At 61.0% G+C, this 23940-nt stretch carries 31 protein-coding genes; 22 read left to right on the top strand and 9 right to left on the bottom strand.

All coding sequences use genetic code 11. The features are described from left to right. The first annotated feature begins 1 nt into the window (after position 1). From rpsN to bfr, 16 genes are all read left to right on the top strand, one after another. Positions 2-307: a 30S ribosomal protein S14 gene (gene rpsN / locus AC3IYG_RS19860; RefSeq protein ID WP_489311217.1), complete on the top strand. Its 306-nt coding sequence runs from the start codon at positions 2-4 to the stop codon at positions 305-307. A gap of 215 nt (positions 308-522) precedes the next feature. Next, positions 523-915 (top strand): 30S ribosomal protein S8, encoded by a 393-nt coding sequence (gene rpsH, locus AC3IYG_RS19855; protein WP_119952547.1) that lies wholly within the window; start codon positions 523-525, stop codon positions 913-915. 12 nt (positions 916-927) lie between these two features. After that, the gene (gene rplF, locus AC3IYG_RS19850) at positions 928-1461 is read left to right on the top strand and encodes a 50S ribosomal protein L6 (RefSeq protein WP_489311216.1); all 534 of its coding nucleotides are present in this window, start codon (positions 928-930) and stop codon (positions 1459-1461) included. A gap of 10 nt (positions 1462-1471) precedes the next feature. Then, entirely contained in the window at positions 1472-1822 is a 351-nt protein-coding gene (gene rplR / locus AC3IYG_RS19845) for a 50S ribosomal protein L18 (protein WP_119952545.1), read from the top strand. A 3-nt stretch (positions 1823-1825) separates the two neighbouring features. Further along, positions 1826-2347, top strand: a complete 522-nt coding sequence (gene rpsE, locus AC3IYG_RS19840; protein WP_489311215.1) for a 30S ribosomal protein S5 — start codon at positions 1826-1828, stop codon at positions 2345-2347. A gap of 2 nt (positions 2348-2349) precedes the next feature. Beyond that, on the top strand, positions 2350-2526 hold the full coding sequence (gene rpmD / locus AC3IYG_RS19835) for a 50S ribosomal protein L30 (protein WP_003186033.1): 177 nt from the start codon (positions 2350-2352) through the stop codon (positions 2524-2526). Between the two features lie 3 nt (positions 2527-2529). Continuing rightward, a complete protein-coding gene (rplO, locus tag AC3IYG_RS19830; protein WP_119952542.1) occupies positions 2530-2964 on the top strand; it encodes a 50S ribosomal protein L15 in 435 nt (144 codons plus the stop codon). Next, entirely contained in the window at positions 2965-4293 is a 1329-nt protein-coding gene (secY, locus tag AC3IYG_RS19825; RefSeq protein ID WP_137888630.1) for a preprotein translocase subunit SecY, read from the top strand. Positions 4294-4321: 28 nt separating this feature from the next. Continuing rightward, the gene (gene rpmJ, locus AC3IYG_RS19820; protein WP_002555468.1) at positions 4322-4438 is read left to right on the top strand and encodes a 50S ribosomal protein L36; all 117 of its coding nucleotides are present in this window, start codon (positions 4322-4324) and stop codon (positions 4436-4438) included. A gap of 131 nt (positions 4439-4569) precedes the next feature. Beyond that, the gene (gene rpsM, locus AC3IYG_RS19815; protein WP_108096520.1) at positions 4570-4926 is read left to right on the top strand and encodes a 30S ribosomal protein S13; all 357 of its coding nucleotides are present in this window, start codon (positions 4570-4572) and stop codon (positions 4924-4926) included. 30 nt (positions 4927-4956) lie between these two features. Beyond that, positions 4957-5346 carry a 30S ribosomal protein S11 gene (rpsK, locus tag AC3IYG_RS19810; RefSeq protein ID WP_002555466.1) on the top strand — a complete coding sequence of 130 codons (390 nt, stop codon included), beginning with the start codon at positions 4957-4959 and terminating at the stop codon, positions 5344-5346. A 17-nt stretch (positions 5347-5363) separates the two neighbouring features. Continuing rightward, entirely contained in the window at positions 5364-5984 is a 621-nt protein-coding gene (gene rpsD, locus AC3IYG_RS19805) for a 30S ribosomal protein S4 (protein ID WP_489311214.1), read from the top strand. A 22-nt stretch (positions 5985-6006) separates the two neighbouring features. Next, positions 6007-7008, top strand: a complete 1002-nt coding sequence (locus tag AC3IYG_RS19800) for a DNA-directed RNA polymerase subunit alpha (RefSeq protein WP_489311213.1) — start codon at positions 6007-6009, stop codon at positions 7006-7008. Between the two features lie 42 nt (positions 7009-7050). Beyond that, positions 7051-7437 (top strand): 50S ribosomal protein L17, encoded by a 387-nt coding sequence (gene rplQ, locus AC3IYG_RS19795; RefSeq protein WP_489311212.1) that lies wholly within the window; start codon positions 7051-7053, stop codon positions 7435-7437. A gap of 289 nt (positions 7438-7726) precedes the next feature. Further along, complete coding sequence (locus AC3IYG_RS19790) at positions 7727-9175, top strand: catalase (RefSeq protein ID WP_489311211.1); 1449 nt, start codon at positions 7727-7729, stop codon at positions 9173-9175. A gap of 161 nt (positions 9176-9336) precedes the next feature. Continuing rightward, positions 9337-9801 (top strand): bacterioferritin, encoded by a 465-nt coding sequence (gene bfr / locus AC3IYG_RS19785; RefSeq protein WP_489311210.1) that lies wholly within the window; start codon positions 9337-9339, stop codon positions 9799-9801. Between the two features lie 63 nt (positions 9802-9864). Here bfr and uvrA read toward each other — a convergent pair whose 3' ends face one another. After that, entirely contained in the window at positions 9865-12711 is a 2847-nt protein-coding gene (uvrA, locus tag AC3IYG_RS19780) for an excinuclease ABC subunit UvrA (RefSeq protein WP_489311209.1), read from the bottom strand. A 129-nt stretch (positions 12712-12840) separates the two neighbouring features. Here uvrA and AC3IYG_RS19775 point away from each other — a divergent pair, with 129 nt between their 5' ends. The 4 genes from AC3IYG_RS19775 to AC3IYG_RS19760 are packed head-to-tail and all read left to right on the top strand — an operon-like array spanning position 12841 to position 16580. Then, positions 12841-14235 (top strand): MFS transporter, encoded by a 1395-nt coding sequence (locus AC3IYG_RS19775; RefSeq protein WP_489311208.1) that lies wholly within the window; start codon positions 12841-12843, stop codon positions 14233-14235. 9 nt (positions 14236-14244) lie between these two features. Next, positions 14245-14748 (top strand): single-stranded DNA-binding protein, encoded by a 504-nt coding sequence (locus AC3IYG_RS19770; RefSeq protein WP_489311207.1) that lies wholly within the window; start codon positions 14245-14247, stop codon positions 14746-14748. A 22-nt stretch (positions 14749-14770) separates the two neighbouring features. Continuing rightward, complete coding sequence (locus AC3IYG_RS19765) at positions 14771-15655, top strand: sugar nucleotide-binding protein (protein ID WP_489311206.1); 885 nt, start codon at positions 14771-14773, stop codon at positions 15653-15655. Beyond that, positions 15648-16580 carry an NAD-dependent epimerase/dehydratase family protein gene (locus AC3IYG_RS19760; protein ID WP_489311205.1) on the top strand — a complete coding sequence of 311 codons (933 nt, stop codon included), beginning with the start codon at positions 15648-15650 and terminating at the stop codon, positions 16578-16580. The genes AC3IYG_RS19765 and AC3IYG_RS19760 overlap by 8 nt, the downstream gene beginning before the upstream one ends. Before the next feature lie 65 nt (positions 16581-16645). Here AC3IYG_RS19760 and AC3IYG_RS19755 read toward each other — a convergent pair whose 3' ends face one another. The 5 genes from AC3IYG_RS19755 to AC3IYG_RS19735 all read right to left on the bottom strand — a co-directional run bounded on the left by AC3IYG_RS19755 (position 16646) and on the right by AC3IYG_RS19735 (position 20781). After that, complete coding sequence (locus AC3IYG_RS19755; RefSeq protein ID WP_489311204.1) at positions 16646-17317, bottom strand: OmpW/AlkL family protein; 672 nt, start codon at positions 17315-17317, stop codon at positions 16646-16648. Between the two features lie 143 nt (positions 17318-17460). After that, on the bottom strand, positions 17461-18090 hold the full coding sequence (locus AC3IYG_RS19750) for a DUF3299 domain-containing protein (RefSeq protein WP_489311203.1): 630 nt from the start codon (positions 18088-18090) through the stop codon (positions 17461-17463). A gap of 10 nt (positions 18091-18100) precedes the next feature. Continuing rightward, positions 18101-19366 carry an ABC transporter permease gene (locus AC3IYG_RS19745; protein ID WP_489311202.1) on the bottom strand — a complete coding sequence of 422 codons (1266 nt, stop codon included), beginning with the start codon at positions 19364-19366 and terminating at the stop codon, positions 18101-18103. Between the two features lies 1 nt (position 19367). After that, positions 19368-20078, bottom strand: coding sequence for an ABC transporter ATP-binding protein (locus tag AC3IYG_RS19740; protein ID WP_489311201.1), 711 nt, complete (start codon positions 20076-20078; stop codon positions 19368-19370). 112 nt (positions 20079-20190) lie between these two features. Continuing rightward, positions 20191-20781, bottom strand: coding sequence for a DUF2796 domain-containing protein (locus AC3IYG_RS19735; protein ID WP_489311200.1), 591 nt, complete (start codon positions 20779-20781; stop codon positions 20191-20193). Between the two features lie 133 nt (positions 20782-20914). Here AC3IYG_RS19735 and AC3IYG_RS19730 point away from each other — a divergent pair, with 133 nt between their 5' ends. Then, entirely contained in the window at positions 20915-21253 is a 339-nt protein-coding gene (locus AC3IYG_RS19730; protein ID WP_489311199.1) for a hypothetical protein, read from the top strand. Between the two features lie 29 nt (positions 21254-21282). Here the strand turns inward: AC3IYG_RS19730 and trxA are convergent, their stop codons facing one another. From trxA to AC3IYG_RS19715, 3 genes are all read right to left on the bottom strand, one after another. After that, positions 21283-22155 (bottom strand): thioredoxin, encoded by an 873-nt coding sequence (gene trxA, locus AC3IYG_RS19725; RefSeq protein WP_489311198.1) that lies wholly within the window; start codon positions 22153-22155, stop codon positions 21283-21285. A 99-nt stretch (positions 22156-22254) separates the two neighbouring features. After that, positions 22255-22911: a class I SAM-dependent methyltransferase gene (locus AC3IYG_RS19720; RefSeq protein WP_489311197.1), complete on the bottom strand. Its 657-nt coding sequence runs from the start codon at positions 22909-22911 to the stop codon at positions 22255-22257. Continuing rightward, complete coding sequence (locus tag AC3IYG_RS19715) at positions 22908-23351, bottom strand: hypothetical protein (RefSeq protein WP_489311196.1); 444 nt, start codon at positions 23349-23351, stop codon at positions 22908-22910. The genes AC3IYG_RS19720 and AC3IYG_RS19715 overlap by 4 nt, the downstream gene beginning before the upstream one ends. Before the next feature lie 122 nt (positions 23352-23473). On the opposite strand from AC3IYG_RS19715, the gene nrdR reads away from it, so the two are divergent. After that, entirely contained in the window at positions 23474-23938 is a 465-nt protein-coding gene (gene nrdR / locus AC3IYG_RS19710) for a transcriptional regulator NrdR (protein WP_489313969.1), read from the top strand. The last annotated feature ends 2 nt before the right edge of the window (positions 23939-23940 follow it).

Below are 23940 nucleotides of genomic sequence, written 5' to 3'. Positions count from 1 at the left end.
CATGGCCAAGACAAGCATGAAGAACCGTGAGCTGAAGCGTCAGCAAACGGTAGCTAAGTACGCCAAAAAGCGTGCTGAGCTGAAAGCTACCATCGTTAATCCGAACACCAGTCCGGAAGCCCGTTGGGAAGCGCAGATCGCTCTGCAAAAGCAGCCACGTGACGCCAGCGCTTCGCGCCTGCGTAACCGCTGCCGCCTCACTGGTCGTCCGCACGGCGTGTACCGCAAGTTCGGCCTCGGCCGTAACAAGCTGCGCGAAGCTGCCATGCGCGGTGACGTACCAGGTCTGGTGAAAGCCAGCTGGTAAGCGGTCTGTCAGGATTCGCGGCTGTCCGGTCTGCAGGGGTCGGGCGGTTGCGTTGAGCGATATTGAATCAAGCCCCTTTTGGGGCTTGATTCATTTTTAAGCAGTGTCTAGAATGATCGGCTCGCCTGAGCCTGGGTTTTTGATTTGCCCAGAGATTTTCTAGCGACTGTAGTAGCCGCAAGGCTAATTCTTTTTGTATCAGGAGCGTCTAGCCCATGAGTATGCAGGACCCGTTAGCGGACATGCTAACTCGTATCCGTAATGCCCAGATGGCTGAAAAGTCCGTCGTCAGCATGCCTTCCTCCACGTTGAAGGTTGCTGTAGCCAAAGTCCTCAAGGACGAAGGTTACATTGCGGGTTTTCAGATCAGCAGCGATATCAAGCCGTTGCTATCCATCGAGCTGAAATATTTCGAAGGCCGTCCGGTCATCGAAGAAGTGAAGCGCGTCAGCCGTCCAGGCCTGCGCCAGTACAAGTCCGTCGATGATCTGCCGAAAGTTCGTGGCGGTCTTGGCGTATCCATCGTCTCCACCAACAAAGGTGTGATGACGGATCGTGCTGCGCGCGCTGCCGGTGTCGGCGGTGAAGTGCTTTGCACTGTGTTCTAAGGGGGGATAAGCATGTCTCGCGTTGCTAAGAACCCCGTTAAGCTGCCAGCTGGTGTTGAGATCAAACTCGCCGGCCAACAGCTTTCGGTGAAGGGTGCTAAAGGCGCTCTAGAACTGAACGTTCATTCGTCCGTTGAAGTGGTTGAAGAGGCTGGTGAGCTGCGTTTTGCTGCTCGCAATGGCGATCAACAAACACGCGCAATGGCCGGTACCACCCGTGCGTTGGTTAACAACATGGTGATCGGCGTCAGCCAAGGCTTCGAGCGCAAGCTTCAGCTGGTTGGTGTTGGTTACAAAGCACAGGCAAAAGGCGAAGTGCTGTCCCTGGCGCTGGGCTTCTCGCATCCGGTGGAATACGAACTTCCGCAAGGCGTCACCGCCGAAACCCCCAGCCAGACCGATATCCTGATCAGGGGCATCGACAAGCAGCTGGTTGGTCAAGTGGCCGCTGAGATCCGCGACTTCCGTCCGCCAGAGCCGTACAAAGGCAAAGGTGTGCGTTACGCAGACGAAGTCGTCCGCCGTAAAGAAGCCAAGAAGAAGTAGGGCATAGCAAATGACCGACAAAAAAGTTACTCGACTGCGTCGCGCTCGCAAAGCACGCCTGAAAATGCACGAGCTAGAAGCCGTGCGTCTCTGCGTGTATCGCTCTTCGCAGCACATTTACGCCCAGGTCATCTCGGCCGACGGCAGCAAAGTCCTGGCAAGCGCCTCGACTTTGGACAAGGATCTGCGTGATGGTGCCACCGGCAACATCGATGCGGCCACGAAAGTAGGTCAGCTGGTTGCTGAGCGTGCGAAAGCCGCTGGCGTCACTCAGGTGGCATTCGACCGTTCTGGCTTCAAGTACCACGGCCGTGTTAAGGCACTGGCTGATGCTGCTCGTGAAGGCGGGCTGGAGTTCTAAGTTATGGCAAATAACGATCAAAGACGTGACAGCCGCGACAATGGCAGCGACGAAGGCTACATCGAGAAGCTGGTTCAGGTTAACCGCGTTGCCAAGACCGTCAAAGGCGGCCGTATCTTCACTTTCACCGCGTTGACCGTGGTAGGTGATGGTAAGGGTCGTGTTGGTTTCGGTCGTGGCAAGTCCCGCGAAGTGCCGGCCGCTATCCAGAAGGCTATGGAAGCTGCCCGTCGCAACATGATTCAGGTGGACCTCAATGGCACCACGCTGCAGTACGCGATGAAGTCTGCCCATGGCGCCTCCAAGGTGTACATGCAGCCTGCTTCTGAAGGTACCGGTATCATCGCGGGCGGCGCTATGCGTGCCGTTCTCGAAGTTGCTGGCGTGCAGAACGTGTTGGCCAAGTGCTACGGCTCGACTAACCCGGTAAACGTGGTTCACGCCACTTTCAAGGGTTTGAAGGCTATGCAATCTCCTGAGTCTATTGCTGCCAAGCGCGGCAAGAGCGTTAAGGAGATCTTCTGATCATGGCTACCGTTAAAGTAACGCTGATCAAAAGCATGACCGGCCGTATCCCCAACCACAAACTCTGTGTGAAGGGTCTGGGTCTGCGTCGCATCGGTCACACTGTAGAAGTCCTGGATACTCCTGAGAATCGCGGGATGATCAACAAGGCTTACTACATGCTGCGAGTTGAGGGTTAACACATGTACCTGAACGATCTGAGTCCTGCGCCGGGTTCCCGTCGCGAGAAGCACCGTCCGGGCCGTGGTATCGGTAGCGGTTTGGGTAAGACTGGTGGCCGCGGCCACAAAGGTCAGACCTCCCGCTCCGGTGGCACCATTGCCCCGGGCTTTGAAGGCGGTCAACAGCCGCTGCATCGCCGTCTGCCGAAGTTCGGCTTCGTCTCCCTGAAGGCTATGGATCGCGCCGAAGTGCGTACCTCCGAGCTGAATAAAGTGGAAGGCGATGTTGTAACTCTGCAGTCTCTGAAGGATGCCAATCTGATTAATCAACACGTACAGCGCGTGAAAGTCATGCTGTCCGGTGAGATTACTCGTGCGGTAACCCTCAAAGGTATCGCCGCCACCAAGGGTGCGCGCGCGGCTATCGAAGCAGCTGGCGGCAAGTTCGAGGACTAAATGGCTAAGCAAGGTGCTCTCTCAGCGCTCAGCAATGGCGGGTTATCCGAGCTCTGGGCTCGTTTGCGCTTCCTCCTTATGGCGATCATCGTCTATCGGGTAGGTGCGCACATCCCAGTTCCAGGTATCAATCCGGACCGGCTGGCAGACCTGTTTCGACAGAATGAGGGGACCATTCTTAGCTTGTTCAACATGTTTTCCGGCGGCGCGCTGGAGCGTATGAGCATCTTTGCGCTGGGGATCATGCCGTACATCTCGGCATCGATCATCATGCAGCTCATGACCGCTGTCAGCCCGCAGCTGGAGCAGTTGAAGAAGGAAGGTGAGTCTGGCCGTCGCAAGATTAGCCAGTACACCCGCTACGGCACCTTGATCTTGGCATTTGTACAGGCGACCGGCATGTCCGTTGGCCTGGCTGGGCAGGGTGTGGCGTTCTCGGTTGATTTCGGCTTTCACTTCGTAGCTGTCACCACCTTCGTGGCCGGTGCCATGTTCATGATGTGGTTGGGCGAGCAGATCACTGAGCGAGGCGTCGGTAACGGCATTTCGATGCTGATTTTTGCAGGCATCGTGGCCGGTTTGCCGAGTGCTGTCGGGCAGTCTTTCGAGTCTGCACGTCAGGGCGATATCAATATTTTCGCTCTGGTCGCCATTGGTTTGCTGGCGGTAGCGATCATCGGTTTCGTGGTGTTCATTGAGCGTGGCCAGCGTCGCATTGCGGTGCACTACGCCAAGCGTCAGCAGGGCCGCAAGGTCTTCGCTGCGCAGACCAGCCACTTGCCGTTGAAGGTGAACATGGCCGGTGTTATTCCGGCTATTTTCGCCAGTAGCCTTCTGTTGTTCCCGGCTTCGCTGGGTGCCTGGTTCGGTCAGTCCGAGGGTATGGGCTGGCTTCAGGATATTTCACAGGCTATCGCTCCTGGTCAGCCGTTGAACATTTTGCTGTTTAGTGCAGGGATCGTTTTCTTCTGCTTCTTCTACACAGCGCTGATGTTCAATCCGAAAGACGTAGCGGAAAACCTGAAGAAGTCTGGTGCCTTTATTCCTGGCATCCGTCCGGGCGAGCAGTCCGCGCGCTATATCGATGGCGTGTTGACTCGTTTGACCATGTTCGGTGCTTTGTACATGACGGCCGTTTGTTTGCTGCCCCAGTTCCTGGTGGTGGCTGCCAACGTACCGTTCTACCTTGGCGGGACCTCGTTGCTGATCGTGGTCGTGGTTGTTATGGACTTCATGTCCCAAGTACAATCGCACCTCGTTTCACACCAGTACGAATCCCTGATGAAGAAAGCCAACCTGAAGGGCTACGGCAGCGGCATGCTCCGCTGAAGTGTCCATAAGGTTCGAGGAGTTGGTGATGAAAGTTCGTGCATCGGTGAAAAAGCTGTGCCGTAACTGCAAAATTATTCGCCGTGAAGGTGTCGTGCGAGTGATCTGCAGTGCTGAACCGCGTCACAAGCAGCGCCAAGGCTGAGTGTGATCAAGAGCTGTAAGCCCGGCAGCTAGTGCGCTGCCGGGTTGCTTATTTGTTATTACAGCGTTAATATCTCGCGCCCTTTTCTTGGCTTCCCGGGCGTAGGTAGCTGTCAATTGGAGTCTCACTGAATGGCCCGTATTGCAGGCGTCAACATTCCAGATAACAAGCATACTGTTATCTCGCTGACCTACATCTTCGGTGTTGGTCGCACTACTGCGCAGAAAATTTGCGCAACCACCGGGGTTAACCCGGCGGCAAAGATTAAAGATCTGAGCGATGAGCAGATTGAGCTCTTGCGTGGCGAAGTTGCGAAGGTAAACACCGAAGGTGACCTTCGTCGTGAAGTCAACATGAAAATCAAGCGCTTGATGGACCTGGGTTGCTACCGCGGCCTGCGCCATCGCCGCGGCCTTCCGGTCCGTGGTCAGCGTACCAAGACCAACGCACGTACCCGTAAGGGTCCGCGTAAGCCGATCCGCAAGTAATCGCACCCGCGAATCGACAGGAATCTAGTCATGGCAAAACCTGCTGCTCGTCCTCGTAAAAAAGTAAAAAAGACAGTGGTTGATGGCATCGCCCACATCCACGCGTCTTTCAACAACACCATTGTGACCATTACCGATCGTCAAGGTAACGCCCTGTCCTGGGCTACCTCTGGTGGCTCGGGTTTCCGCGGTTCACGCAAGTCCACCCCGTTCGCTGCTCAAGTAGCCGCAGAGCGTGCTGGTCAAGCTGCGCTGGAATACGGCCTGAAGAACCTCGACGTAAACGTCAAGGGTCCCGGTCCGGGTCGTGAGTCCGCTGTCCGTGCATTGAACGGCTGCGGTTACAAGATCGCCAGCATCACCGACGTGACGCCAATCCCGCATAACGGGTGCCGTCCGCCGAAGAAGCGTCGCGTGTAATCAGGAGACAGTAGAAAATGGCTCGTTACATTGGTCCCAAATGCAAACTGTCCCGTCGTGAAGGCACTGACCTCTTTCTGAAGAGCGGTGTCCGCGCTATCGAATCGAAGTGCAACATCGAGGCAGCCCCTGGTATCCACGGTCAACGTCGTGGTCGCCAATCCGATTACGGTACTCAACTGCGTGAAAAGCAGAAAGTCCGTCGTATCTACGGCGTGCTTGAGCGCCAGTTCAGCGGTTACTACAAGGAAGCTGCCGGCAAGAAAGGCGCTACCGGCGAGAACCTGCTGCAACTGCTCGAGTGCCGTCTGGATAACGTCGTATACCGTATGGGCTTCGGCGCTACCCGTGCCGAGTCCCGTCAGCTGGTTTCGCATAAAGCGATCAGCATCAACGGTAAAACCGTAAACGTACCGTCCTACCAGGTTCGTGCTGGTGACGTGGTTGCGGTTCGCGAGAAATCGAAGAATCAGCTGCGCATTGTTCAAGCTCTTGAGCTGTGTGCCCAGCGTGGCCGCGTTGAGTGGGTCGAAGTGGATACTGAGAAGAAAACTGGCGTGTTTAAAAGCGTGCCGGCTCGCAGTGACCTCTCCGCCGACATCAACGAAAGCCTGATTGTCGAGCTCTACTCCAAGTAAGGGCTAGAAAATAGGTGCATCCATGCAGATTTCGGTAAATGAGTTCCTGACCCCCCGCCATATCGATGTGCAGGTGGTCAGTCCGACCCGCGCCAAGATCACTCTCGAGCCTCTCGAGCGTGGTTTTGGCCATACCCTGGGCAACGCACTGCGTCGTATTTTGTTGTCCTCCATGCCTGGCTGTGCAGTAGTCGAGGCCGAGATTGACGGTGTACTCCATGAGTACAGCGCCATTGAAGGTGTACAGGAAGACGTTATTGAAATCCTGCTCAACCTCAAAGGTCTGGCTATCAAGCTGCACGGTCGTGACGAAGTGACTCTGACACTGGCGAAGAAGGGCTCGGGCGTAGTTACCGCTGCCGATATTCAGCTGGATCATGATGTCGAGATCGTCAATGGTGACCACGTTATTGCCAACTTGGCTTCTAACGGCGCATTGAACATGAGACTCACTGTTGCACGTGGTCGCGGCTATGAGCCGGCTGACTCGCGTCAGAGTGATGAGGACGAAAGCCGCAGCATTGGTCGCTTGCAGCTTGACTCCACTTTCAGCCCGGTACGCCGTGTGGCGTACGTGGTTGAGAACGCTCGTGTTGAACAGCGCACTAACCTCGACAAGCTGGTTATTGACCTGGAAACCAACGGTACCCTGGATCCGGAAGAGGCTATCCGCCGTGCCGCGACCATTCTGCAACAGCAGTTGGCCGCGTTCGTCGACCTCAAAGGTGACAGTGAGCCCGTGGTGATCGAGCAGGAAGACGAGATCGATCCGATCCTGCTGCGTCCGGTTGACGACCTGGAACTGACTGTGCGTTCGGCCAACTGCCTCAAGGCGGAGAACATCTACTACATCGGCGACCTGATTCAGCGCACCGAAGTAGAGTTGTTGAAGACTCCTAACCTGGGCAAGAAGTCCCTGACTGAGATCAAGGACGTCCTGGCCTCCCGTGGTCTGTCCCTCGGCATGCGCCTCGACAACTGGCCGCCGGCAAGTCTTAAGAAAGACGACAAGGCGACTGCCTGATCGTCGTAATCACCGAACGTTGTGTTTGGTAAGGAATGAACCATGCGTCATCGTAAAAGTGGTCGTCACCTGAGCCGCACCAGCTCGCACCGCAAGGCCATGTTCCAAAACATGGCGGTGTCGCTGTTCGAGCACGAGCTGATCAAAACTACACTGCCGAAAGCTAAAGAACTGCGCCGCGTTGCTGAGCCGCTGATCACTTTGGCCAAGACAGACAGCCTGGCTAACCGCCGCCTGGCCTTCGACCGTACTCGTTCGAAAGCCATCGTTGGTAAGCTCTTCAACGACCTGGGCAAGCGCTACGCGACCCGTGAGGGTGGCTACCTGCGCATCCTCAAGTGCGGCTTCCGCGCTGGCGACAATGCTCCAATGGCTTATGTTGAGCTGGTCGACCGTCCGGTCGGCGGCGCAGTAGAAGCTGCTGAGTAAGTCGTAGGTTGTAGAAAAACCGGGCCATTGGCCCGGTTTTTTTATGGGCGGAAAAAACTGCCTGTCGACTGCAGTTTTCAGCCATCAGGTATGTTCATTGGCTCGATTGGCGTCAGAGCGGAGCGGGATAGCGAGGTGCCGCTTAGCACGGGTGTTGCTTGCTGGGGCGCTAAAAAGAATAAAGCTATCGGTGGCTTATAGTTAATAAATTGGCTCTCTTTTTAGCTCGGGTCTAGCCTACATACATCGCCGGACAGCGCCGGTCGTTTCACTGATGAGGAGAGCCAGGATGAGCCAGAAGCCGATTCTAACAACCGCTAGCGGCAGCCCCGTTGCCGATAACCAGAATTCTCGTTCCGCAGGCCCGCGCGGCCCACTGCTGCTGGATGATTTCCATCTGGTGGAAAAGCTCGCGCATTTCAATCGTGAGGTCATACCTGAGCGCCGCGTGCATGCCAAGGGTTCTGGTGCTTACGGTACGTTCACCGTCACCCGCGATATCACCCCATACACGTATGCCAAGCTGTTCGAGTCAGTGGGCAAGCAGACGCCGGTATTCCTGCGTTTCTCCACGGTTGGCGGTGAGCGTGGCTCGGCGGATACCGAGCGCGATCCGCGTGGCTTCGCATTGAAGTTCTATACCGAGGAGGGCAACTGGGATGTGGTCGGGAACAACACGCCGGTGTTCTTCATTCGTGACCCTCTGAAGTTTCCGGACTTCATCCATACGCAGAAGCGCCTGCCGCAAAGCAACCTGAAAAGTCCGCAGATGATGTGGGATTTCTGGTCGCTGTCGCCTGAGTCCCTGCACCAGGTCACCGTCCTGTTTTCTGACCGTGGCATTCCGGACGGTTACCGTCACATGCACGGCTTTGGCAGTCACACCTTCAGCCTGATCAATGGCAAGGGCGAGCGGCACTGGGTCAAGTGGCACTACAAGACCAAGCAGGGCATCAAGAACCTGGCGCCAGCTGATGCGGCGCGTCTGGCCGGTACTGATCCTGACTATGCCCAGCGCGACCTGTTCGGTGCGATCGAGCGTGGCGACTTTCCTAAGTGGCGCGTGTGCATTCAGGTGATGAGTGAAGCCCAGGCTGCCGTGCACCCTGAAAACCCCTTCGATGTGACCAAGACTTGGTCGCAGAAGCAGTACCCGCTGATCGAAGTGGGCGAGTTGGAGCTCAATCGCAATCCGCAGAACTATTTTGCCGAGGTCGAGCAGGCGGCATTCGCGCCGAGTAGCATCGTTCCGGGGATCGGTTTGTCGCCGGACAAAATGCTGCAGGGCCGTGTGTTCGCTTATGCTGATGCGCACCGCTATCGCGTTGGGACCAATCACCAGCAGCTGCCGGTGAATGCGCCGAAGTGCCCGTATCACACCTATCAGCGTGATGGTTCGATGCGTTTTGATGGCAATGGCGGAGCAGCGCCGAACTACGAGCCAAACAGCTATGCCGATGCGCCCAAGCAAGCACCTGAGTATCGTGAGCCGGCGCTGGCCTTGAGTGGTGAGGCGGATCGCTTCGATCACCGTGTCGATACGGACTACTACAGTCAGGCGGGTGCGCTGTTCCGCTTGATGGACGAGGATCAGAAAGCGTTGTTGATCAACAATATCGCTGGCGCGATGGGCAGTGTCAGCCGTGATGTTCAGTTGCGTCAGATCGAGCATTTCCTCAAAGCCGATCCGGCCTATGGCGAGGGCGTCGCGAAGGCTTTGGGTGTCAACCTGAGCTGAGCCAGGCCCGCTACTACAAGACCGCCCTTCCAGTGAGGGGCGGTTTTTTCTGCGCATGAATTTTGCGCCGCGCAGCACTGCAAGCCAATGCGCGGCAAAGGCAGTGACCTGCCAGGGTTGTTCGGTCAAACTTGGCGTTTTGATCAGGGAGCAACGGGTGGATGAAAGGGCATCTGGAAGTCATCGATTACCTCAACACCTTGCTGGCGGGTGAGCTGGCGGCTCGCGACCAGTACTTCATCCATTCGCGGATGTACGAAGACTGGGGTTTCGGCAAGCTCTACGAGCGCCTCAACCACGAGATGGAGGAAGAGACGCAGCATGCCGATGCGTTGATCCGCCGCATTCTGATGCTCGAAGGCATGCCACGCATGCAGCCGGACGCTATTGACCGTGGCAACACGGTGCCGGAGATGCTGGCCAGCGACTTGCGCCTGGAATACAAGGTGCGTGCCGCGCTGTGCAAGGGCATCGAGCTCTGTGAGCGACACAAGGACTTCATCACGCGCGATATCCTCCGCGTGCAGTTGGCCGACACCGAGGAAGACCATGCCTACTGGCTCGAGCAGCAGCTCGGACGGATCAAGCGGGTGGGGCTGGAAAACTACCTGCAGTCGCAGTTCTGAGCTATTTGAGCGAGCAATAAAAAGCCCTGGCGCCGAATTGGCCGCCGGGGCTTTTTTTTGTCCTCAGGCCCTGTCGCGTTCCAGCAAGGGTTTGAGGAAAAAGCCGGTGTGCGATTGCGGCATTTCGGCCACTTCTTCCGGCGTACCGCAGGCAATGATCTGGCCGCCGCGAGAACCGCCTTCGGGCCCGAGGTCCACCAGCCAGTCAGCGGTCTTGATCACGTCAAGGTTGTGCTCGATCACCACCACGGTGTTGCCATGGTCGCGCAGGCGGTGCAACACATCGAGCAGTTGCTGGATGTCGGCGAAGTGCAGGCCGGTGGTCGGCTCGTCGAGGATATACAGGGTCTTGCCGGTATCGCGCTTGGACAGCTCGCGGGACAGCTTGACCCGCTGTGCTTCGCCACCTGAGAGCGTGGTGGCGGACTGGCCGAGCTTGATATACGACAGCCCGACGTCGACCAGCGTCTGCAGCTTGCGCGACAGGGCCGGCACGGCGTCGAAGAACGGCCGCGCTTCTTCGATGGTCATTTCCAGCACTTCGTGGATGCTCTTGCCCTTGTACTTGATCTCCAGGGTTTCGCGGTTGTAGCGCTTGCTCTTGCACACGTCGCAGGGCACGTAGATGTCCGGCAGAAAGTGCATTTCCACTTTGATCAGGCCGTCGCCCTGGCAAGCCTCGCAGCGCCCGCCCTTGACGTTGAAGGAGAAGCGCCCGGGGCCATAGCCGCGTGAGCGCGATTCCGGCACGCCGGCGAACAGCTCGCGGATCGGGGTGAACAAGCCGGTGTAGGTCGCCGGGTTCGAGCGCGGCGTGCGACCGATCGGGCTCTGGTCGATATCGACGACTTTATCCAGGTGCTGCAAGCCGTCGCAGCTGTCATGGGCGGAGGCTTCCAGCGTCGTCGCGCCGTTCAGGGCGGTGGCGCTGAGCGGGTAAAGGGTGTTGTTGATCAGCGTCGACTTGCCTGAGCCGGACACTCCGGTCACGCAGGTCAGCAGGCCAATCGGAATCTCCAGGTCGACATTGCGCAGGTTGTTGCCGCGTGCGCCCTTGAGCTTCAGCGAGAGCTTTTTATCGCGCTCGGTGCGCTTGGCTGGCACGGGGATCTTTACCCGTCCGGAGAGGTATTTGCCGGTCAGCGAGTCGGGATGGGCCATCACCTCGGCGGCGGTGCCTTCGGCGACGATGCGACCGCCATGCACGCCCGCGCCAGGGCCGATATCGACCACGTAGTCGGCCATGCGGATGGCGTCCTCGTCGTGTTCGACCACGATCACCGTGTTGCCGATGTCGCGCAGGTGCCGCAGGGTGCCGAGCAGGCGCTCGTTGTCGCGCTGGTGCAGGCCAATGGACGGCTCGTCGAGGATGTACATGACGCCCACCAGGCCGGCACCGATCTGGCTGGCCAGGCGAATGCGCTGCGCTTCGCCGCCCGACAGCGTATCGGCGCTGCGGTCGAGGGTCAGGTAGTCGAGGCCGACGTTGACCAGGAACTGCAGGCGCTCACGAATTTCCTTGAGGATCTTCTCGGCGATCTCGCCGCGGCGGCCGGTCAGGCTCAGGCTGGCGAAATACTCGGTGGCGTCGCCAATCGGCAGGCCGGTGACGGCCGGCAGGGTACGTTCGCCCACCCATACATGCCGCGCCTCGCGGCGCAGGCGGGTGCCACGGCAATCCGGGCAGGGTTGGGTGCTGAGGAACTTGGCCAGCTCCTCGCGCACCGTGGTCGATTCGGTTTCGCGGTAACGACGCTCCAGGTTCGGCACGATGCCTTCGAACGGGTGGGCGCGTTTGACGATGTCACCGCGGTCATTCAGGTAGCGGAAGTCGACGTTGGCGCTACCACTGCCATGCAGGATGACTTTCTGCTGTTCGGCGCTGAGGTCGTCGAACGGCACCTCGAGGCTGAAGCCGTAGTGCGTGGCCAGCGAACCGAGCATCTGGAAATAATAGACGTTGCGCCGGTCCCAGCCGCGAATCGCGCCTTCGGCCAGGGTCAGCTCACCGTTGACCAAGCGTTTGATATCGAAGAACTGCTTTACGCCCAGGCCGTCGCAGGTCGGGCAGGCGCCGGCCGGGTTGTTGAAGGAGAACAGCTTGGGCTCCAACTCGCTGATCGAGTGGCCACATACCGGGCAGGCGAAGCGCGCGGAGAAGATCATCTCTTCGCCTTCTTCACCCTGCTCGTCATCAGGGAGGGGCGCGACGAAGGCCAGGCCATCGGCCAGCTTGAGGGCTGTCTCGAAAGACTCGGCCAGGCGCTGTTGCAAGTCGCTGCGGGCCTTGAAGCGGTCGACTACGGCGTCGATCGAGTGTTTTTTCTGTTTGTCGAGCTTGGGCAGTTCGTCCAGTTCATGGAGCTTGCCGTTGACCCGCACGCGGACGAAGCCTTGCGCCCGCAACTCGTCGAAGACCGCCAGATGCTCGCCTTTGCGCTCGCGCACGATCGGCGCCAGCAGCATCAGTTTGCGTCCTTCCGGCAGCGCCAGGACCTGGTCGACCATCTGGCTGACGGTCTGCGCTTCCAGCGGCAGATCGTGGTCCGGGCAGCGTGGAATACCGACGCGGGCATAGAGCAGGCGCAGGTAGTCGTAGATTTCGGTGATGGTGCCGACGGTGGAGCGCGGGTTGTGCGAGGTGGATTTCTGCTCGATGGAAATCGCTGGCGACAGACCCTCGATAGTGTCGACGTCGGGCTTTTCCATCATCGACAGGAACTGCCGGGCGTAGGCCGACAGCGATTCCACATAGCGCCGCTGGCCCTCGGCGTAGAGGGTGTCGAAGGCCAGCGACGACTTGCCTGAGCCGGACAGCCCGGTGATCACGATCAATTTATCGCGCGGCAGGGTCAGGTCGATGTTCTTCAGGTTGTGGGTTCGTGCCCCACGAATCAGGATCTTGTCCACTGCGGCCTCGCATGGCGGGCGAAAACCAGTGAGTATACGGCCCTCGGCGAGCCAGCGGCAAAGCGTCGCGCCCGTGCGGGGGTGAGACGAGGCTGGTAGAATCGCTGCGCATTTTCAAGAGGTTCTTCCATGCACGATCCGTACAGCGAGCGCATGAGTGGTAGCGAGACCCGCGCGGCAAGTGGGCTGGCCCTGGTGTTCGCGTTCCGTATGCTCGGTATGTTCATGGTGCTGCCGGTGCTGGCCACCTATGGCATGGACCTGGCGGGCGCCACGCCGGTGTTGATCGGGCTGGCCATCGGCGCTTATGGCCTGACGCAGGCATTCCTGCAAATTCCCTTCGGGATGATTTCCGACCGCATTGGCCGGCGCCCGGTGATCTATCTCGGTCTGTTGATTTTTGCCGCCGGCAGCCTGCTGGCGGCGAATGCCGATTCCATTTGGGGCGTGATCGCCGGGCGTGTGTTGCAAGGCGCCGGGGCGATCTCGGCGGCGGTGATGGCGCTGCTCTCTGACCTTACCCGCGAGCAGCACCGGACCAAGGCCATGGCCATGATCGGCATGAGCATTGGCCTGTCGTTCGCGGTGGCGATGGTGGTCGGTCCGCTATTGACCCGCGCTTTCGGGCTTTCCGGGTTGTTTCTGGCCACGGCGGCCATGGCCCTGGTGGGGATCGCGATCATTGCCTGGCTGGTGCCGCGCTCGGTCGGACCCTTGCATCATCGTGAATCCGGCGTGGTGCGCGACGCTCTGGGTGTGACGCTGCGGCATCCAGACCTGCTGCGCCTGGATCTCGGAATCTTTGTGCTGCACGCGATCCTGATGGCCAGTTTCGTCGCCTTGCCGCTGGCGCTGGTGCAGAAGGCCGGGTTGCCCAAGGAAGAGCACTGGTGGGTGTACCTGACCGCGTTACTGGTCAGTTTTTTCGCCATGATCCCGTTCATCATTTATGGCGAGAAAAAACGCCAGATGAAGCGCGTCCTGCTGGGGGCGGTCACCGTACTGCTGCTGTGCGAGTTGTTCTTCTGGCTGTTCGGCGGCAGCCTGCGGGCGTTGGTGCTGGGGACAGTGGTGTTTTTCACCGCGTTCAACCTGCTGGAGGCCTCGCTGCCATCGCTGATCAGCAAAGTCTCGCCGGCGGGAGGTAAAGGCACGGCGATGGGGGTTTACTCCACCAGCCAGTTCCTCGGCGCGGCGCTGGGCGGCATTCTCGGTGGCTGGCTGTTTCAGTATGGCGGGCTGGGTGTGGTGTTCCTTGGTTGCGCTGCGCTCTGCGCGCTCTGGTTGGCCTTTGCTGTTACTATGAACGAGCCTCCGTATGTCACGAGCCTGCGCTTGCCATTGTCATCCGCTGCGGTGGGTGATACGGGTCTGGTTCAGCGTTTGCTGGCCGTGGCCGGAGTAACGGATGCTGTGGTGGTGGCCGACGAGGCTGCCATCTATATCAAATTGGATACCGAACAATTGGATCGCACGTCCCTTGAGCGCCTGATCGAAGCGGCGCCGGCACGTGCTGAAACCTAGGAGAACGTTATGGCCCGTGGGGTTAACAAAGTCATCTTGGTCGGAACCTGTGGCCAAGACCCGGAAACACGCTACATGCCGAACGGCAATGCGGTCACCAATCTGAGCCTGGCTACCAGCGAGCAGTGGACTGACAAGCAGAGCGGGCAGAAAGTCGAAAAGACCGAATGGCACCGCGTAGCGCTGTTCGGCAAAGTCGCCGAAATTGCCGGTGAGTACCTGCGCAAAGGTTCCCAGGTCTACATCGAAGGCAAGTTGCAGACCCGCGAGTGGGAAAAAGACGGCGTCAAGCGTTACACCACCGAGATCGTGGTCGACATCAACGGCACCATGCAGTTGCTCGGCGGTCGTCCGGACAGCGGTGCTGGTGATTCCGCGCCGCGTCAGCAGCGCCCGCAGCCACAGCGCGAACCGCAGCAGCAGGCGCCACGTGAGTCGCGTCCGGCACCGCAGCAGCCTGCTGCCCAGCCGGCACCGAATTACGACAGCTTCGACGACGACATCCCGTTCTGATCGACTGAGCCAGCCTGACCTTATGCGTATGCGCCTGATGCTGCTGGGCGGTGGTAATGCTCTTGGGCAGGCGCTGATTCGCCTGGGCGCTGAGGAGGACATTGGCTTCCTCGCGCCGCGCCCGCCGGAAGGTGGTTGGGATACCGCCAGCCTGACCCTGCTGCTCGATGAAACGCGCCCTGATGCGGTGATCAACCTCGCCTACTACTTCGACTGGTTCCAGGCCGAAGGCGTCAGCGAGGAGCGTTTCGTCGCCCAGGAACGGGCTGTCGAGCGTTTGGCCGAACTGTGCCAGCACCACGATATTCGTCTGCTGCAACCGTCCAGCTACCGGGTGTTCGACGGCTCACGCGCCACCGCCTACAGCGAGAAGGAAGAGCAGATTCCGCTCGGGCTGCGTGGCCAGGCGCTGTGGCGGATCGAGCAGAGTGTCCGGGCGGCCTGCCCGCGGCATGTGCTGGTGCGCTTTGGCTGGTTGCTCGACGACAGCGCCGATGGCCTGCTCGGGCGCTTTCTCAGTCGTGCCGAGCAGGATGCCGAGTTGTTTCTGGCGGATGACCGGCGCGGCAACCCGACTCCGGTCGATGATGCGGCGCGGGTGATTATCGCCATATTGAAGCAGCTGGACTGCCTGTCACCGCTGTGGGGCACCTACCACTACGGCGGTTATGAGGCGACCACATCCTTGAGTCTCGGGCAGGCCATCCTGACCGAGGCCCGTGCCTTCCGTCGTTTGCGTGTGCAGGAAATCAGCCCGCAGGCCCATGCGGCGCGCCCGGACGCCGCCGATGAGCCGCAGCATGCGGTGCTGGCCTGCAAGAAGATTCTGCACACCTTCGGCATCAAGCCGCGCGCCTGGCGGGCTGGGCTGCCGAGCCTTCTGGATCGATATTATCGCCATGTCTGATTCTTCCCCTGTATTGGTCACTGGCGGCGCCGGTTTCATCGGTTCGCACCTGGTCGATGCGCTGCTCGCCAAGGGTTATGCCGTGCGCGTGCTGGATAATCTGTCGACGGGCAAGCCGGGTAACCTGCCACTGACGAGCCCGAAGCTGGAGTTGATCGTCGGTGACGTCGCCGATGCCGCACAGATGCTGCGTGCGGTTGCCGGCTGCCAGGCGGTGGTGCATCTGGCCGCGGTGGCTTCGGTGCAGGCCTCGGTGGACGACCCGGTCAGCACCCACCAGAGCAATTTCGTCGGCACCCTGAATGTCTGCGAGGCGATGCGCCAACATGGCATCAAGCGCGTGTTGTTCGCCTCCAGCGCGGCGGTGTACGGCAACAATGGCGAAGGTTTGGCGATCGATGAAGACACACCGAAAGCACCGCTGACGCCTTATGCGGTGGACAAGCTGGGCAGCGAGCAGTACCTGGATTTTTACCGCCGTCAGCATGGCCTGGAACCGGCGATCTTTCGGTTCTTCAATATCTTCGGCCCACGCCAGGACCCGTCTTCGCCTTATTCCGGGGTGATCAGCATCTTTATCCAACGCGCGCAGCAGGGTTTGCCGATCACGGTGTTTGGCGATGGCGAGCAGACACGCGACTTCGTCTATGTCGGCGATCTGGTGGCGCTGCTGCTGCGGGCGTTGGAGTCGCCAACGGCCGAGGTCGGTGCGTCGAACGTCGGCTTGAACCGTGCCACCAGCCTCAACCAGTTGCTGGCCGAGATCGCCACGCTGCTCGGCGGCTTGCCGCCAGTGACCCATGCAGCGGCCCGGGCCGGGGATATTCGGCATTCGCGGGCGAACAACCAGCGCCTGCTTAGCCGCTACGGCCTACCCGAACCGACGCCGATGGCCCGGGGGCTGGCACAGTTGCTGGGGCAATAAGCGTTCGGCAGAAATGAAAAAGGCGCCAATCGGCGCCTTTTTGCTGGGCGGTTTTCGGGCCGTGCTTAGAACTTGTAGCCTAGGCCGACCATGTACACCCAGGGGTCGACATCCACGTCGACCTTGACCCTGCCGACCCCAGCCAGGTCGGTGCTGGCCTGGGTGTCGATGTCCATGTACCAGACCGCGGCGTTGAGCATCACATGTTCGGTCAGCATGTAGTCCATGCCGGCCTCCAGGGCTAAGCCCCAGGAGTTGTCCAGGTCGAGGTTGCTGAAGCCCTGGTTCTTGCGCTCGCCGCTCAGGCTCTCATCGAAGAACAGGGTGTAGTTGAGCCCTGCGCCGACATAGGGCTGGAAGGCCGAGCTGGATGCCAGCGGGTAGTACTGTAGGTTAAGGGTCGGTGGTAGTTGCTTGATGTCGGCCAGCTTGCCATCCAGGCCGCCGAGCCCTTTGAGGCCGACGCTGTGCTGGAAGGGCGTGGCGGCGATCAGCTCGATGCCAACGTGGTCGCTGAGCATGTAGGTGCCGGTCAGCCCTAGTTGGGTATCGCTGTCCAGGGTGGCCTTGGTGCCGGAAATCTTGCTGCCGGCAATTGACAGGTTCGAGCTGTCTTCATGCGGGTCGACGGTGGCGGCGCCGGCGCGAACGATGATGTCGCCGGCCTGGTGGGCCATGGCCAAGGGGCTGGCCATGGCCAGGGTCAGCAGCGACGCGGTGAGCAGAGAGGTGTGCATGGAGGGCTCCATCAATTGAACGTGTGTTGGCTGAGTTCAATGTTAAGGAGCGTGGAGCGACGCTTATTGATCCAGCTCAATGCTTGCCGCATAAGGCTGGCGATCTGTGCGAAGAATCACCTGAGGCGCATGCTTGAGTGGGTTCAGCTGTCCGGCAGCTCATAGATGTAGATCTTGCTGGCCTCCATCTGGTAGCCGGCCTCCGCCAATTCGCTGCTGCTGGCTTGGACTTTCAGCGGGCCTTCGATCCAGAACGGTTGATACAGTGCATCCATCAACACGCCCAGTTCGCTGGTGACGTGAACGATCTGGTTGGACGGCGGTGGTGGCACGTGGATGCAGGCGCCGAAGTAGGGGACCAGCAGAAACTCGGTCACGCGGCCCTCTTCCGTGACATCCAGTGGCACGATGTAGCCGGGTAGCTTTACCTGCAAGCCATTCAGGCCATTGACCACCGGTGCGGCTGGCGACTGCTGGGTCGCCGCCGGAGCCGTCTCCGCTGCCAGCGCATCGGCCAGTTGCGTGAGGTCGTGGAGTGGCGCTTGCGGCTGGCTGACTGCCGGTGCATCCGCCGGAATCAACTCGGACCAGGTCAGCTCGCGCACCTGCGCCGCGCCGACGTGAAGGGGCAGGAGCGGGATGGCCAGCAGCGCAAGGGTGAGTACCTTGGCACACAGGTTTCGGGCAAATCCTGGCGGCGTCTTTTGCCGCCAGGCAGCGTTGCCACGCTGCGCCAAACGTAAGAGTCGAGGTACTAGCGAGCGGCGCAACATCGAGAGATCCTCATAAGCGTATGTTCAGGCCATCGGCCAGCGACTGCCGATAGGCGCGCCAGGCGGGCACGCAGCCCATCAGCAGGGCGGCCGCCAGAATAGCGCCGAGCAATGTCCACTCATAGCGGCTTGGCAGTGCCAGCGGCAGATACAAGCCGTAATTGGTCTGCACATAACCTTGGGCGCCCGCGATGCCGAGGTACAGCAGCAGCGTGCCGAGCAACACGCCGGCGCCTGCCAGGGCAAAGGCTTCCAGCACCAGCAGGCTGGCGATATGCCAGGGCCGCGCGCCGACCGAACGCAGGATCGCCATTTCGCGGCGGCGCTCGTTGAGGCTGGTCAAAATGGCCGTGAGCATGCCGATCAGGCCGGTGATGACCACGAACAGCGAAACCACGAACAAAGCCTTCTCCGCCGTGCCCATCAAGCTCCACAGTTCTTGCAGGGCCACCCCGGGCAGGATCGCCAGCAAGGGCTCGCCACGGAATTCGTTGATCTCGCGTTGCACGGTGAAGGTGGCGATCTTGCTGTTCAGCCCGAGCATGAAGGCGGTGATGGCCTGCGGCGTCAGGTCCAGGTTGCGCGCCTGCTCGGCGCTGATCCGCCCGGCGCCGCGTGCCGGCACGCCTTCCTTCCAGTCGATATGCAACGCCTGCATGCCACCCAGGCTGATATGCAGAGTGCGGTCGACCGGGGTGCCGGTGCGTTGCAGGATGCCGACCACGGTAAAAGGCTTGTCGTCGTGCTTGACCAGGCTGACGGTCGCTACGCCGTGGGCCAGGACGATGTGCTCAGCGAGTTGGTACTTGAGCGCGTCGGCCACTTCGGCGCCGAGCACCACCTCGAAGGGGTCGCTCTCGAACGCCCGGCCTTGCGCCAGTCGCAGGGCCTGGCCGCGGCCATAGTGGTAGTGCTCGAAGTAGGCCGCGCTGGTGCCCATTACCCGATAACCGCGATGGGAGTCGCCGAGGGACAGTGGGATGGCCCACTTCACCCGCTGGCTGCGGGCGAAATGCTCGAAGCTGTCCCAGCGGATATTGTTGGTGGCGTTGCCGATGCGGAACACCGAGTACAGCAGCAGGTTGATCGAGCCCGAACGGGCGCCGACGATCAGGTCGGTGCCGCTGATGGTGCTGGCGAAGCTGGCGCGCGCTTCGCTGCGCACCCGTTCGACGGCCAGCAACAGGCAGACCGAGAGCGCGATGGCGAATACGGTGAGCAGGGCGGTGAAGCGGCGATTGGCCAGGCTGGCCATGGCCAGACGGAACAGATACATCTCAGGTCTCCACGGGCTTGGCGGCTCGATTGAGCTCGGACAAGGACAGGCTGCGATCGAACAGCGGCGCCAGGCTCTGGTCGTGGCTGACGAACAGCAGGCTGGAGCCGGCCGCGCGGCATTCGGCGAACAGCAGTTGCAGGAAGGCTTCGCGGGCATCGGTGTCCAGGGCCGAGGTCGGCTCGTCGGCGATCACCAGTTCCGGTTGGCCGATCAGCGCGCGAGCGGCGGCTACTCGCTGCTGCTGGCCAATGGACAGTTCATCGGCGCGTCGCGCCAGCAGGTTCGGGTCCAGCAAGCCCAAGTGCGCGAGCAGGGTTGCCGCGGCTTTATCGACACTGCCATGACGCTGCTTGGCGCGTTGGGCGCGGAGTGTGGAGAAGTGGCAGGGCAACTCGACGTTTTCGCGTACCGAGAGAAACGGCAGCAGGTTGAACTGCTGAAAGATGTAGCCGGTGTGATCGACCCGGAAGTGGTCGCGGGCGCTGGCCGACAGGCTGCTCAGCTGCTGCCCGAGCAGCTGGATGCTGCCACGGTTGGGCGTCTGCACGCCGCCGAGCAGGCCGAGCAGGGTGGTCTTGCCGCTGCCACTGGGGCCCTTGAGAAACAGGGTTTCCCCGGGCTCCAGGCGGAATGCCGGGATATCCAGCAGCTCCGGCTGGCCTGGCCAGGCAAAGCTGAGATCGGAAAGCGCTATCAGTGCTGGGGTCATAAGTAAGCGACCAGGTTGCCCTGGTCGATCTGCTGGAGTAAGGCGCCAGGTGGTAGGGAAACGCAGCGCAGGCATGACGATGTGGCGCGTTCAGATTAAAAGAGAGCCGCGATTAAAAACTCAAGGTCGGGTTTTTCGCGCTGGCTTCGACGCCCTGCTGGCCCTGCGGGCCGATCAGTTGTACCTGAATCTTGTGGGTCGCTGGGAAGCGTTTGAAGAATTCGCCAAGGTCGAGGGTTTTCAGCGCCGCCGGCTGGTTGCAGGCGAGCTGGTAGTGCATGTGGATCTCGCTGTGCTGTTCAGGCTCGTGCTCCGCGGCTTTACCTTTGCCGTGTTCGTCATGTGCGGCGGCCGGTTTGTCGCTGAACAGCGGGCTTTCCAGCTCCAGCCTGGTCACGGAGCACGCGGCGGCGGAGGGCAGGCTGAACAGGCTCAGCGGCTTTTCCAGCTCTGCTCGAGCCGCCGCGACTTTGGCACGGTCGGCTGCGGTTGTGGGCGCATGTTCAAAGCCGAGCAGGTTCATCGCCGGGCTTTCCAGCTCCAGTTCCAGAGTGTTGCCATCCAATGCGGCATTCAACTGGGCGACGCCATGCTCATGGGTGCTCAGGCTGGCGTGTTCCCCATGTTCGTGTTCATCGCCCTGAGCATAAGCGTTGACCAGCGGCAGCAGGGCGAAAGGCAGGGCGAGCAGCAGGCGGCGCATGGGTGTTCTCCGGGGCGGGCAGAGCGGAAGATTGATGTTGTTACGTTATAACAACTTTTGCGCGCTGGCTAGTGTGCTTGGCGGGGTGTGGCAGGCGTGGGAGCATGGTGGCAGTGAACGTGAGGATTATTCCATGCTGCGCATCCGCGGGCGGATCGGTGAATGGCCGGTCGATTTGACGCTGGAACTGGAAGACGAGGACTGGGCGCGCCTGGCGGCACAGTTGCCGAGCAAGGCCGCAGCCGTTGCGCCACCTGCCGCGCCGACGGCAAAAGGCGATGAGCTGTGGCCGATCGCGCAGGAGTTGCTGCGCAAGGCCGGGCGGATGGAGGGGCCGGATCTGCTGGCTGAACTGCAGGCGCTGACCGGCAGTGCCGTGGCCGGCAAACGCCTGCTGGTGCAACTGCGCCATTGCCCGCAGGTGCAACTGGAAAGCAGCGTGGACCTGCAGGTCTATCGCTGGGTCGGCTAGGGCGCCTGGGTCCTGCGCCCGTCAGTGACTCAATACAACGCCTGGTAGAGCTTGCGCCGGTAGGTGGCGACCAGTGGGTGGTCATTGCCCAGCAGGTCGAATACCTGCAGTAAGGTCTTGTGCGCCAGCCCCTCTGCGTAGCTGCGGTTGCGGACGAACAGGCGCAGCAAGCCGTCGAGTGCCGGCTCGTATTGCTGGCGGGCCAGTTGCTGCACCGCCAGTTGATACAGTGCTTCATCGTCTTCGGGGTTCTGCGCCAGGCGGGTTTTCAGGCTGGCGACTTCCGGCAGGTCGGCGGCTTGGCGCAGGAAGGTCAGTTGCGCGCGGGCGCTGGCCAGGGCCGGTTTGTGCGCATCGCCTTTCACCGCGCCCAGCACTGTTTCCGCTTCGGCCAACTCGCCACGCTCGGCCAGGCAGCGGGCATACAGAATCAGCGCGGCGGGGTTTTCGCTGTCCTCGCTCAGCAACTGCTTCAGCAGGCTTTCAGCGTCGCCGATACGGCCCTCGGCGAATAGCGCCTGGGCGCTTTCCAGTGGGTCGGCGGCGACTGCCGGCGGTGCCTGGACATGTGGTTCGAGGATCGTGCGGATCGCCGACTCCGGCTGGGCGCCGGTGAAGCCATCGACCGGCTGACCATCCTTGAACAGCACCACGGTCGGTAGGCTGCGGATGCCGAAGCGGGCGACGACATCGGGTTCGAGATCGCAATTGAGCTTGGCCAGCAGCAGTTCGCCGCGATAGCCCTCGGTGATCTGCGCCAACAGCGGCATCAACGCCTTGCAGGGCGCGCACCACTCGGCCCAGAAGTCCACCAGCACCGGCTTGTGGAAGGAGTTCTGGATCACCAACTGGTCGAAGCTGGCGGTGCTGACGTCGAAGATATAGGGCGTGTCCTGGCTCATTGGAATTCTCGAAAGCGCGGGAAAGGTGGCGCACTAAGGGCGCACACGCATGAATGCCTGCAACTATAAGTGCGGATTGGTCGGCGCGAAAGCCAGGGATCAGCCGCGGGTGGCGTGATACAGGCTGACGTGGCGGAACTCGGCGGGCTCCGCCAGGTCCGGCCAGGTGCAGGCTTCGATGATGTCCAGGCGTCGGTACAGCGGGTGCTGGAAGTCGCGTACCCGCGAGTCGGCCACCAGGGCCTGCTGGCCGCGGGTCAGGAACTGATCCAGCAGCGGCAGGTTGGCGCGGTCGTAGAGCACGTCGGCGACGATGATCAGGTCGAAGCGGTCGGCCTCGGCGAAGAAGTCCGGCGAATAGCCCAGCTGCACGCCATTGAGTTCGGCATTCGCCCGGCAGGCGGCGATGGCCAGCGGGTCAAGGTCGCAGGCCACCACTTCGGCGGCGCCGGCCTTGGCCGCGGCGATGGCGGCGACGCCGGAGCCGGCGCCGAAATCCAGCACGCGCTTACCGCTTACCCATTCCGGGTGTGCGGCCAGCCAGCGCGCCAGCACCAGGCCGCTGGCCCAGCAAAAACTCCAGTACGGCGGCTCTTCGAGGATACGCTGGGTTTCCTCGGGGCTGAAGGCGCGATCCATGTTGGCGGCGTCTATCAGCCAGAGTTTCAGCTCGGTACCCGGCAAGGTTTCTGCGACCAGTTGGGCATCGCCGAGCAGTTCGCTGAGGGCCGCTTGCAGTGCGCCGGGAGCCTTCATGGCGCGGCGTCGAAGCGCAGCTCGCCAAGCGCCTGGCTGGTGGCGGCCTGGAGGCGGAGCGGGCGCAGGCGCAGGATCAGCTGAGCCGAGCGGCTGACCCGGCCGTGCAGTTCGACACGCGCACCGGGAGGAACGGATTCGGGGTTGAAGCGCAGGCGAAAGGGCAGCGTCGCACCATTGCCGATCAGCGAGATATTGCCGAGCAGGCGCTGTGGGCGGTCATGCTCGTCGATCACCAACAGCGCCAGTTCCACATCGCTGCCGACTGGGACACCGAGCAGGCTGCCGCTCAGTTCGCGCAGGTTGCTTGGCAGCGGCGCGGGCGCAGGCGCGGTGGCCGCCTTTGGTGTGGTTGGCGCTGGCGCGGGGGCGGGCGGCGCACTGCTGCAGGCGGCGAGCAGGCCGAGGGCGATGATGAGAGCAAGCGGGCGCAGCAGCATGGAGGGTTCCGTCACGACATGAGCATTAAAGTGCGGGCGCCTATATACCGCAAAGCGCACGGCTTGTCTTGCCAGTGGGATGCGCTACCATGGGCTTCCCTTTCTCTGTTGCCTGCCATCCTATGCACTGTCCCTTCTGCGGCGCCAATGACACCAAGGTGATTGACTCGCGTTTGGTCGCCGAGGGCGAGCAGGTGCGCCGCCGGCGCGAGTGCCTGGCCTGCGAAGAGCGTTTCACCACCTTCGAAACCGCCGAACTGGTGATGCCGCGCCTGATCAAGCAGGATGGCAGCCGCCAGCCCTTCGATGAAGACAAGCTGCGCGCCGGCATGCAGCGTGCGCTGGAAAAACGCCCGGTCAGCATCGAGCGGCTGGAAGCGGCGATCGCCCATATCAAGCACAAACTGCGCGCCACCGGCGAGCGCGAAATCAAGTCGCGGGTGCTCGGCGAGCTGGTGATGGGTGAGCTGCAGAAGCTCGATGAAGTCGCCTATATCCGCTTCGCTTCGGTGTATCGGCGCTTTCAGGATCTCAACGAGTTCCGCGAGGAAATCGATCGCCTCTCCCGTGAGCCGGTGCAAGACTGAAC

The sequence above is a fragment of the Pseudomonas sp. KH_027 genome, assembly GCF_057838565.1.
Note: the sequence above shows the minus strand (reverse complement) of the source record. Positions and strands in the feature narration are given on the sequence as shown.